This is a genomic window from Spirochaetota bacterium (assembly GCA_025061835.1).
Lineage (GTDB): Bacteria > Spirochaetota > Brevinematia > DTOW01 > DTOW01 > SKYB106.
In genome coordinates, this window is sequence record JANXAC010000017.1 from 20,868 (window position 1) to 32,942 (window position 12,075).

9 protein-coding genes are annotated in these 12,075 nt (G+C 34.8%); 6 read left to right on the forward strand and 3 right to left on the reverse strand.

The genetic code is table 11. The features are described 5' to 3' along the window. Positions 1 to 6 precede the first annotated feature (6 nt). The 3 genes from NZ579_06520 to NZ579_06530 are packed head-to-tail and all read left to right on the forward strand — an operon-like array spanning position 7 to position 3,859. The gene (locus NZ579_06520) at positions 7 to 1,521 is read left to right on the forward strand and encodes a hypothetical protein (GenBank protein MCS7299590.1); all 1,515 of its coding nucleotides are present in this window, start codon (positions 7 to 9) and stop codon (positions 1,519 to 1,521) included. Between the two features lies 1 nt (position 1,522). Continuing rightward, positions 1,523 to 2,170: a hypothetical protein gene (locus tag NZ579_06525; protein ID MCS7299591.1), complete on the forward strand. Its 648-nt coding sequence runs from the start codon at positions 1,523 to 1,525 to the stop codon at positions 2,168 to 2,170. A gap of 12 nt (positions 2,171 to 2,182) precedes the next feature. Further along, complete coding sequence (locus NZ579_06530; protein MCS7299592.1) at positions 2,183 to 3,859, forward strand: phospholipase D-like domain-containing protein; 1,677 nt, start codon at positions 2,183 to 2,185, stop codon at positions 3,857 to 3,859. A 37-nt stretch (positions 3,860 to 3,896) separates the two neighbouring features. Here NZ579_06530 and NZ579_06535 read toward each other — a convergent pair whose 3' ends face one another. Both NZ579_06535 and NZ579_06540 read right to left on the reverse strand, forming a co-directional pair. Further along, complete coding sequence (locus NZ579_06535; GenBank protein ID MCS7299593.1) at positions 3,897 to 4,841, reverse strand: class I SAM-dependent methyltransferase; 945 nt, start codon at positions 4,839 to 4,841, stop codon at positions 3,897 to 3,899. 347 nt (positions 4,842 to 5,188) lie between these two features. Further along, positions 5,189 to 7,357 (reverse strand): FecR domain-containing protein, encoded by a 2,169-nt coding sequence (locus tag NZ579_06540; GenBank protein ID MCS7299594.1) that lies wholly within the window; start codon positions 7,355 to 7,357, stop codon positions 5,189 to 5,191. A 126-nt stretch (positions 7,358 to 7,483) separates the two neighbouring features. Here NZ579_06540 and NZ579_06545 point away from each other — a divergent pair, with 126 nt between their 5' ends. Together NZ579_06545 and NZ579_06550 are read left to right on the forward strand one after the other, a co-directional pair. After that, positions 7,484 to 8,866, forward strand: coding sequence for an MATE family efflux transporter (locus tag NZ579_06545; GenBank protein MCS7299595.1), 1,383 nt, complete (start codon positions 7,484 to 7,486; stop codon positions 8,864 to 8,866). Positions 8,867 to 8,876: 10 nt separating this feature from the next. After that, a complete protein-coding gene (locus NZ579_06550; protein ID MCS7299596.1) occupies positions 8,877 to 9,230 on the forward strand; it encodes a hypothetical protein in 354 nt (117 codons plus the stop codon). Positions 9,231 to 9,460: 230 nt separating this feature from the next. On the opposite strand, the gene NZ579_06555 is transcribed toward NZ579_06550, so the two are convergent. Beyond that, a complete protein-coding gene (locus tag NZ579_06555; GenBank protein MCS7299597.1) occupies positions 9,461 to 11,278 on the reverse strand; it encodes an Ig-like domain-containing protein in 1,818 nt (605 codons plus the stop codon). 152 nt (positions 11,279 to 11,430) lie between these two features. Here NZ579_06555 and NZ579_06560 point away from each other — a divergent pair. Then, positions 11,431 to 12,075 (forward strand): site-specific DNA-methyltransferase (locus NZ579_06560; GenBank protein ID MCS7299598.1); only part of this gene is annotated, 645 nt, incomplete at its 3' end.

Genomic DNA, 12,075 nt, shown 5'->3' on the forward strand with positions numbered 1-12,075 from the left:
GTAGTTATGATGAGGATGACTTTTTTGCTATTGTTGTTCATCATAACCTCCTGTAATATGTTGAATGTGTCTGAACCACAGTTGAATTTCTACGATGAGATTGATTTTGGTATTACTAATGAAGGGTATGTTATAGGATTTCTAGACAAAGCAAAAAGTAGTGCTTATGTGTCTCTATACTCTCTTACTCCTAGTATTGCTTCCAAGGTGAATAGTTTAATTCAGAGGGGTGTGAGAGTAAGAGTTTTGATTGACAATCTTGGGTCTCCGAGTGGTGTTAATACGAGTGTTTTGGTTTCAGGTAATGTAAATGGAGATATGAGTGCAAACTTCGTTGTGATTGATGGAATTGAGAGTTTAGTTTTATCTACTCATTCTGTAACCAATCAGTTTTTCTTCGTAAGGATAAAGAATGAATATGTTGCTAATGACCTTATAAGTGAATTCAATCAGATGTATCGGTTTGGTAGGTATGAGAGTTCAAAAGTAGTTTATAACAACGCAAAGGTGTATAGGATTGCAAACAACAGTGTTAGGATAGTATTTGTTCCACAGGAAGATTTCATGAATGTGCTTGAAACATTCATTAGTCAGTCTTCTGAAAACTTTGTTTCATACTTTAGGAGTATTGATAACAACAACCTTTATTACTACCTCTACAATTCCGTTAGATATAGTCCCAATTCTAGGATAAATGTTGGAATAAACTTCACGAATGGCTATACGAATTACGCAGGAATACTCCAAAAAACAAGAGTCTTTAAACAGCCTATATGGTTCAATATTATGGTAAGTTCCTCTGAGTTAGAGGATGGAATTGCGCTAACTACTTTTGATTTTACAAAGAATTTGAATGTTAAGGATGGGGTGATTGTGATGTTTTATGGTCCTGTTGCTACTAGGTTAAAAGAATTTCTAACTTCGTACTTCTCTAGTGTTGAAACTACTAATCTTTCTGGAACTGCTGGTGAGATACTGACATCAGTGCCTTATACGAATATAGTTGTAAGTGAGATAAACTGGGTTGGTGCTTTTGACAACAATGGTACTAGTTATCCATACGCGGAGTTCATAGAGATTAAGAATATCTCAACGAACTATTATGATATATCGGGTTATAGTATTGTAATAACCAATGCTAATAATCCAACTTCTCCAACGGTTATAGGGATACCTGGTGGAACAATACTACCGCCCGGTAGTTTTCTTGTTATAGGAAGGAAGAATTATGTTCCAAATGCTTTTAGTTACTATGATATTTTGAGTGAGGACTTGTCGCTAGTTAATTCAGGGTTTTCCGTAACTATCTTAAGTCCTTACGGTCAGACTGTTGATATTGCTGGTAACCATACTTCATCTCCACTGGCTGGAACTACGAGTAATCCTAGGAGAACGATGGTTAGAAAATTAGATGTAATTGATCATGGATACCTTTCAACAAGTTGGTATAATGCCACTAATAAGTTAAATATAAATCCAAACTATATTAGTAATACTTTCGCAACTCCGGGAGGTGATTAGTATGGTATTCATCTTGCTTTTTGGTTTAATGTTTCTATCATCCTGTGTAGGTGATCCAAGTATGGATTACTATAATTTTGCTGTTGCTGATTTGAGGTCTGAAGTTGCTGTTACTGAAATACACTGGGCTGGTAGTGTAGATAGTTTTGGTAACTCTTATGATCTTGATAACTTTATTGAAATAAGAAACTTCTATGTTGGTGATGTTGATGTAAGTTTTTGGAATGTTATAATAGAAGATGTTTATGGTTTTAGACAGGTTATAACGATACCATCAAATACTATTCTGAAAAGTGGGCAGGTTTATACTATCGGTAGGACTACCAATCATGCGTTTTCCTACTTTGACCTAATTTACGACAATCTACTTATACCTACTAGGAATCTCAAGATAACGATAAAGGATGGTTCTGGTAAGGTTATAGATAATGTGGATTTGACACTTTTTGATTTTATGGTTGCTGGATACAAACTACCAAGGTTGAGAAAGTCAATGGTTAGGAAGATAGGGTTCTTCGGTATAGAAAGAGGTGATAATGTTGATAACTGGAGAAGTTATGCTCTACCTGTTACTACTACAAATGTGAGGACTAATTTTTATGTAAACACATTGTGCTCTCCGGGACAAATTTTAACAGGTGAGTTTTAGGGAGGTGATTCTATGAGAAGATTATTTTGGGTTATAGTTCTTCTTTTGAGTGTTTATGGTTGTAATGTTATAAACCTTGATACATCACAACCTAGCGAGAGTGATTGGCCAAAGTATGTGAAGGTTTATTTCACCAAACCTGGAACGAGTCAGGACACGGAGGAGGATTCTCTTATACAACAGAGAATAATTGAAGCGATAAACGGAGCAAAAGAGAGTGTAGATGTGTGTATTTATGAACTTTCTTATGAACCTCTATACAAGGCTATTGTTAATGCTTACAAGAGGGGTATCAGAGTAAGGATGGTTGGTGATATAAACAATGTGAATTATTCAGGATATAGGGAGCTTATGAGAAATAATGTGCCAATGGTTTTAGGAAATAACGAGAAGATAATGCACAACAAGATAATAATAATTGACAATGAACTTGTGATAACGGGGTCTGCAAACTTTACGGAAACAGGTTTCTTTAAAAATAATGAAAATGTGGTCTTTATAGAATCAAAGGAAGTTGCTGATTACTACAGGAGAGAGATTGAAAATATGTTTTACAATAATGCTTTTGGTCTTGACAAAGTAGGATTTACGAACTTTCACAGTAATACCTTTAGACTAGGAAAAACAGATATTAAGATATTATTTTCACCTTATGTTAATGATTATGGTCAAATGACGGTGGATAAGGTTTATATTTCATACATAACGAATGCTAAAAGGTCAATATACTTTTCAATATTTTCTTTCACTCATCCGGATATTGCTTCAAATATGATATATATGGCTACGAATAAGGGAATAAAGTTGTATGGTGTTTTTGACAAGAGTTGGCATACTGGAAATGAGTACTCTGTTCATCACTGGTTCATAGATGCCGGTTTGAATGTTAAGTATGATGGTAATGAAAACACGCTTACCTCTACTTACAGTGGTGGTAAAAATCATAACAAATACATAATAATAGACCCAGAGACTGATGAAGGTGTTGTTTTGACAGGGTCAATGAACTTTTCAAAGGCTGCTAGCACCGATGGTAATGACGAAAATATCGTAATAATAAAGGATAAGGTTATTCCTAAGATATACTTGAGTAATTTTGTTTATCTTTATTCAATAGGTAAGCATCCTACAAGGGATTTAAGCGGAGATAGGGGGAATCAGGGTGATGTATGGATAAACGAGATAAACTGGCCTGGGTCTGTGAGTGATAATGGATCAAAGTTGTATAATGACAAATTCATTGAACTTAAAAACAGAACAGGTAGAAGAATAAATATATCAGGATGGTATATTCTTGGAACTACTTACAAATCTTGGAGGATAAGGATGTTTATATTTCCCGAGGGTAGTTATATTGAGCCGAATGGATATATAGTTGTATTCAAGAGCACTAACAATGCTTTCTATTATACAAATGCTGTTATTGATAATTTTCTATACCTTCACCATAATCAAGATCAGAATTATGTATATCTGGTTTTGAAGGATAAGTATGGTAATGTGATAGATGTTGCTGGAGACCCATATTCACCACCTTTTGCTGGATATAGTTCTTCTTCGTTTGCTTCAATGAGGAGAGTAGGTAATGATGGAACTCTACCTTCATCTTGGGCTACCACGACTGGAAATAACTCATTCGTTAGGAGTGGTTACAAAACTAAAACCTTCGCAACTCCGGGAACAGAGTAGGCTAATCTTTTATATATTTGAAGGATATTGTGTTTTCTTACGACTTTCTAAACACAAAAAACATGCCAGTACTTATAAAAAATTCAGTTATATACGCGAAAAGGATTTCTTTTGATAGTATTCTTTTTAGATTTCTTGATGGATCTTTCTCTTGTTGACTTTTCTTGAACTTGGATACGAGTGTATTATAAGAATATCTGAAAAAATAATTAGCGTCATTTATTAGTTCCCTGAAGCCTCTTTTGAATTTTCTAATCTCTATTAGATCAAAATTGTGAGTCTTGAAGAGATTTATTAAAGATGTTTTAGAAAACCAAATGAAGTGATGAGGAGGAAAGTCATTATTGCTACCCAATCTTGTTAGGTCAGCTAAAAATCTATTTCTGTCTGGTGTGCTTCCTATAACAATACCTCCATCATTGAGTAACTCTCTTACTTGATTCAGAAACTTTTTCAAATTAGTTAAATGTTCAATAACTTCAAAGAAGGTTATAACATCAAATTTCAAACCTTCAGATTTTGCGTATTCAAAGAAGTTATCAAACGAAGATAGCATTACATTTTCTATCTTGAAAATATCTTTTGCTACTGTTATAGCTCCTTTATCCAAGTCCACGCCATATACATCAAATCCTATTTTTTTTGCTTCTCTAAGAAACATACCAGTTCCACATCCTATGTCTAGCAGTTTGTTGCCTGATAGGTAATCCTTTGATTTTTTGAGATGTTTCAAACCAAGGATATGATTGGGATGATAGATAGGATAGGGATTTTCTCTTATTATATCAATCCTTACTGTATAACCTATGTTGAGTAGGTCTGTACTGTATATCTCCTCAACAAATTCCAATGGATACCAGAATCCCAGATCACATTTTTCACAGATGTATAGTTTATAAGTCTTATTAATTCCTTCTGAGTGATATTCTCTGTGAAAGTTTTCTTCGTTTATTAGATTTTGACAGGATGGACAGACTATCATACTTTCCCCTTGTAACCTGAGGATATACTAAATTATGTAATCTAGTTGTTGCAAGTAGGAACAGGAGATATAGAGAGTTTTCCTAAGTATTTTGTAATATATTTATGTTTTTTAGTTTTGGAATTTTTAGGATTTTTTGTGTTGAAAATTATGACAGTTCTGATATAGTTCTCAATAATCTCAGCTTATAGATTTTTGAAAATTTAAATTTTTTAAGTGTTTTGTTAAGCAATTTACTAATTTGATTGAGTATGTAGAAAGAATTTTGAAGAATTTTTAGTAGCATAAGGGGTTTAGAATAGACTTGAATATCTGAAGGTAAAGGGGGATTTACCCCCTTTATAGTTTTACTTAATTTCTTTTATTACTGTTTCTTCTTTGCCTATGATGAATAGTTTGTTGTTGATTATGACAGATGCATTTCCAACTTCGTCATAACTCTTTACTTGGCTACCGTTGAGATTGTATAAGTATGTTCCTTGTGAGGTGGTAGCAACTATGTAGTCATTACCTACATAAGGTGTGCCTTGTAATGTTCCATTGAGAGTTATGGTATTCTCAACAGAACCATTCTTTGTTAGAATGAGTATTCTCTTGTCGTCAAACACTATTACATTATCTTTGTAGATGATAGGTAATGTGTCTTTGCTAATAGGTAGATTAACGGTAGCAGTTTCCTTACCTTTACTGATATTAAGTATTGTCATCTTTCCTCTCGTGTAGATGAAGACATTTTCACCGTCAGATGATACACTTGCCTTTCTTACGACGGATGAACTGAGTTGTGCTACTTTTGTGTAGCTTCCATCAGATGAGACACTATAAACTTCTCCTATCTCGTTTATAGCGATAGCCCTGTTCTTGGCTATTGCTACATCTGAGTATATGCTACCAATCTTGACTACTTTATCTTCTCCAGTTCTTGAATCTATAATATGTAATCCATCTATTGATGGAACGAATGCTTTTTTGTCAAGAACTGCAGGTCTGCTTACAACTAGTGTGCCTTTGGTTGATTCACCAAGGTTCACAGATTGTAGAATTTTACCTTCTGTGTTTGCAATCTTGACTTGTAGGTATTCATTTTCATCCTTTGATAGCGCTACTATTATATTATCACCAAAGCCGTATGATATACCCCTTATGTTGATGTTCTTAAGGTTATCTCCGTCAAATATTGATACTCCTGAAGTGGAAGGAATAATGGATAATCTGTCGTATTCGGCCCATCTACCGTATCCGGATACAGCATTGATACCGAAGTCAAGTTTTGATATAGATGGTACTTGAGGTTCTACAATCTGAGGAGATAAACTTTCTTGAGGCTTAACCTCTTGTATAACAACATCGGTATCTTTGGCAAAACTCATTTCCTTTGAGAAGAGCACTTTACTATCTTTCTCTGCCCTTATCTGATAATTCTTATCTGCTTCTAGGATTCTTGTAACTGGTAGCGAAGTAGCGATTTGGATGTTGTTAATGTATAAGGAAGAGTCTTTGGTTGTGTCGGTGGGGATGAAGGTTATTTTAACTGATCTGGATACAACGATCATATCTTTTGAGACTGATTTATCAAGAGATACAATATCACTTTTACTAGCCTTTGTTTCTGATATAGATACCTTCTTTGAAACTTCTTTTGCGGCTTTTGATACATCTTCAACAATCTTGTCAGGATTTTCTTTTTCAGATATGGCTTTTTCTATAATGCTGTCAACCTTTTCCTGTTGTTCTCGCTTGATAATAACTTGTTCTCCTTTTTCAATAGTTTTTTCTGCTACTGACTCGTATTGAGATAACTTTTCTTTGTGTGTTTCTGGTAGTTGTTCTGATATGTTTTGGACTGACTTAGATCTTACACCTACTGATACCTTACCTTCAGAGACAATAACTTTAGTCGTTCCTTTATCATCAACTGCTACCAAGAATTTTGTTCCTCTGACAGCAGCAACTGCAGTTGATGTTCTTATCTTAAACCCATCGTTGTTTAGTTTTCCGACAGCGGATTTAACAGTTCCTTTGACGATATCCACAATCGTGTCCTTGCTACCCTTGATTGATGATATTACTTCGGATAGAGAGACTTTAGTGTTTTCACCTATCTTGACTAGTATTTTCTTGTCTATCTGAAGTTCGCATTCAGAACCTTTCTCAGTGATTATAACATCGCCTTGCTTTAGAGTATAACCAACCTCGGCGTCTATCAAGTTCATCAGTGTCTGGATTTTTACATCTCCTAATGCCATTGATACTACTGCAGTGATTGGTTCTGGCTCAGTGATAGTTATTTCTTGATCGGCCTCCTTCTTAGCAACTTCTTCCTTGACAAATATCTTGTCTTGGAAGATCACTATTGCTCCTATCACGATAGCAATAGCGATGGAGGCAAAAATTAATATTTTTGATAAACCTTTCATATACTTGTCCTCCTTTAAAGAAAAACTCATATTTCTTCTCACGCTTTCAAATTTACTGAAACTCAAGCTCTCTTTTAAGAGTCTATTTAAGTCTTTCATTTTTCCCTCTCTATATAAATATACTGTTGATCCTTTCATTTTTTGCACGGTTGTTAAATTTTTATTCTAGTATGAGATTTAACATTACTTGAACTTTTGCTAGAATTTTGTATATTTTATCGCAATATGAATGACTTAACAAAAGGCAATGTTATTAAGCAACTTCTGGTTTTTTCTACTCCAGTTATCCTGTCGGACCTTATACAGGCTTTGATGAGCCTTGTAGATATGTTCTATCTTGGTAGGTTGATGGGATATAATGCTGTTGCGTCAGTGTCGGTGGCAATACCAGTTGTTTTTATACTTTTTGCAATACTCATAGGAGTGGGGGTGAGTTCTAACATACTTGTTGCACAGGCTTTCGGAGCAGGGAGTAGAGAGTCTTTAATTTCAGTTATCAAGAACTCACTCTCAATAACATTGCTACTATCAGTCGTTCTGAGTGTGTTGGGTTTTTTGACATCTGGTTTTGTTCTAAAACTTATGAATGTTCCAGATAGTATATACAAAGATGCTCTCATATACTTACAGATATATATTGCTGGTATTCCTATAACCGCTATGTTGAACTGGATAACGGGTATAACTAGAGGACTAGGTAATTCAAAGGTATCTCTATACTTCTCAATCTTTATGCTACTGGGTAAGTTAATACTCACTCCTCTGTTTATAAATGGTTTTTATATCATTCCACAGATGGGTGTTACGGGTGCTATAGTCTCAACCATCATAATTGAACTTATTCTGGTGATACTGGGTTTCATATACATATCAAGAAGGTATGAGATAATTCGTCAGAGTGTGAGATTTTCTATTCAGAGGGAAATGATTTATAGGTTTTTCTCTTTAGGATTGCCTGTTTCTTTACAGATGATAATAATATCTTTCTCGTTTGCGGTTGTCATGGGTTTTGTTTCATCTTTTGGAGATAAAAGCATAGCAGTATTTGGAATAGGCAATAGGATAGATCAATTCGCATTTTTACCTGCTTTATCTCTGGGGCTTGCTCTAATGACGATATCGTCTCAAAACTTAAGCGCAGAGAGATATGACAGAGTTTTTGAGTTCTTGAAGTGGGCTTTGATAATATCTCTGGGAATTTCGGGTATAGTTGTTGTGGTATCTAATCTGTTTGCAGAAAGTATTTTTGGGTTTTTTGTTAGTGATAGAGAGGTCATTTCTCTTGGTGTTGATTACATAAGAGTAATGAGTATATCTTACGTTCTTATGGGTGTTGTCTTCTCAATACAGGGTATAATAAGGGGTGCTGGGGATACACTTGCAGTTCTAATTATAAAATCTTTATCTATGCTAGTTGTTAGGATTCCTGTTGCTTATGTTCTTGGGTTTTTGGTTTTTAAATCACCTGTTGGTGTTTGGGCTTCGTTTGTTGTTGTTATGCTTTTTGAAGTCATCGTTAGTTGGATATACTTAAGGTCCGAAAATTGGAAGAAGAAAATAGTGTTCAAAAGACAAGATTATGTAAAGTTGGAAGAAGCCAAAACATAGTTTTGGTATTATGAAACTAGAACCAATACTCTCAACATTGAAGTGTGAAATTAACCTGATTGATAAGTTAAAGGAGTCTCAAGAATACTCGTATTATATTCCTTACATTTTTTTACTGCTTCTTAAGCACTATGCTGACTTTCTGCTTTCAAAGGATCTTGGTAAATATGTTGTATCGTTTGACTACATTAGCGTACTGAAGGAGAGAGATCTTATAGACAATGATGAAGAACTATTTATCAGAAAGTGTGTTGAGATAACAAGAAGGAGAGATAATCTTGTGAAGAAGTATGCGGAGATAGATACTAATATGATTGAAAAAATTGTTTCCCGGATAAAGGAGAGTATAAGTAGGAGTGTTTGAGATGTGAGTTCCTTTATCGGCACTCAAAGAAAGTGAAAACCGATTCTTTAACTTTTCCCTCTATGAATTTCTAGAGTTTAAAAAACTCCTAACATTATTCTCTCATTTCTTTTTAAGTGTTTTGATACATTTAGTAATAGTTGATCAGGTGGTGAGTTATTATGTAAGTTTTTTTGAAGTCTTTCAGGTTGCTACTAAAATAAAACTACTTTTAACTGTTGTTTTTATTTTTACATATTCGTAACAATGTTATCTCCAGTATCGCAACCGTAAGGTGAAAAGTATGAAGGATTGTTTATAGCATTTATGTCATTAGTTGGGTTTGGATCTCCAAACTTTTTGTAAAGATACTGTAAAGTATTAGTTATGAATTTGTTATCTCTAAGTAAATTTGGAGGCTTATATCCTACCTGATCTATCCCGATAGATCCAGTATTTGCTCCATCACCGCCTATGTAGCAGTTAGAGATTGCTTCGGATGTACTATTACCATTAAGTGCTATTTGTCCTAGTATCCTTATAGAGGAGTTTACAACAGTTCCTTTGTTGTTGGTTATGTAGGAGTTAAATATCGCAAATCCAGAAAAATCCAAATTAATACCTGCTCCTTCAGAGGCTATGTTATTGAATATGCTCACATTTGATGCAGTTAGAAATTTTCCAGCAACGTATAATCCTCCACCATTGTTGTGTGATATTATACTATTTTCTAGGAATCCTTGAGAGTAATAAGAGTGCCATGCAAAACCTCTCCCATTGTTACTACTTATAACCAGTTCAAAAATACCTGATGAGCTACGGATATTTGCTATACCAAAACTTTCGTTAGTAAGAGGAACTATTGAATTACTAACGATTGTAGCCTTTATACTACAATTAACAGACATATCTAAGTAGATACCTGCTCCCTCGCCTACAGAGTAGTTGTTTGATATAATGATGTTAGCAATTTCAGAGTTGATTACGCTATGTAAGTAAATACCTCCTCCTCTGGAGTGAATTGCATCGTCTGTGTTGGTGGCACTTCCACCAGCTATGTGGAAGTTCATGAGAAGAATATTGCTTATATTAGTCGCAAAAACCACATGGTATAGTTCTTTTCTAGCGTCTAGGACACTATTTCCTACAATCCTGCTAAAATCCTCGTTTAGACCACCTATTATTCTTAAGTTGTCGTTTGTTATAATAACTCCGGCGATTTCTGTATTTAGTCCGTCTCCAGGTAGGTAAGTGCCGACTTGGACAAGAATGTTAGTTTTCTGGTATTCGTATGCTCTCTGTAATCCAACCTGTATCGTTTTTACTGGAAGGTTCTTTGATAGTCCTGTGTTTGTGTCATTTCCAGCAGTTGATACATGAATTTTGTCTAACAACACAAGTATGCTTATGTGATTTGTTCGCGAAACTCTGTTTGAAACGTCTAACGCAAACACATATATTCTATGAAGTCCTTCAGTATCAAAAATTAGATTTGTATTCCATGATTCTGTTCCATTCACTACTCCAAATCCTCCACTATCCCCGACTCTCAAAAAGACATTTGATACTTGGTAGTAACTAGTCACACTACCTGTGACGCTAACCTGGTCATTATCAAATATAGAAAGGTCGTTAGGTGATGATATAATAACAACAGGTCTTGAAAGAACAACAAATGATAAGCTTACAGTAGAAGATCTGTTTTGACTATTGTCCAAAGCGTAAGCGTATATCCTGTTAGTTCCTTCATTGGCTGTAATGTTCAGAGATATCTCATTATCTCTTCCAACTTCCACAAATCCTTGATTATTCAGTCTTAAATACACTGCCTTAATGCCGCTTTTATCATCCGTTGCTCGTATCACAACCCTAACGGTGTTTTGTTCAAAGACTTGACCATTAGTTGGGGATATTATTCTGACTACGGGAGGAGTGGTATCAACTTCATTGACTTGTGAGTCTCTATTTCTAGGTATGAGATCTGATAACTTAGTGCAACTCCAAAGACCTAAGAATTGTATCAGGATGATTGAGAAAATCTTATAGTATGCTTTGCTAAACTTGGCCATATCTAACCTCCTAACTCTAGAAGAGTATCTAATATAAAATTATATTTTAGTGACTAGTCTATTTCAACTAGTGTATTGACTAAAACTTGTTCAAGAAATTGACATTCTTGTAATATTGCTTAGAGACTTTTTGGTATTTCAAAATACGGTATATGACATATGAAGAGAAGTTTTTCAGCAAGTTAAGGGATGTGTTCATAGGTGCTAAGGTTGAGGGGCAGGGTGGGTTTATCAATTTGATGCGTATCAAATCAAAATACTACAGTAGGATTGAGGAAAAACTTAAGAAGGATATTGAAGAAGCATTGAATGAGTATCCATCTTTTCGCGAAGAATTGTTTGACAAGTTGTATAGTTTTTTTAGCACATATTTTACTGAGAGTGGTAGTATCTACTTTAACTTTACACCGTTTCACAAGAATGTTTATGAGAGAGTTTATACTGATGATAGAGACGTGATACTGTTCTGGAAGACACATATGCTTTACTATGTCAAGACTGATAGGATTTTTAGGAGTATGCCAGTGGAATTTGACGGTAAGAAATTTTATTTTGATGCATCAACGATTGAGAATAAGAGGGCTAACGAGAAGAGGGATTTAATTTATGAGTTAAAAGGAATAAAGGAAGATGGGACAGTTGAGCTTAGTGTTTTTTATTCGGAAAAAGGGAGGAGTAGTGATACTGATAGTATTCTAAGAGAGATTGGAAAAAGGGGGCTTAAGATTACTGAGGAGGACTTAGAGAGGGCGTTTAGGGTATTTGAGAGGCAGAGTGAGGTGGATTTTTTCATAAAC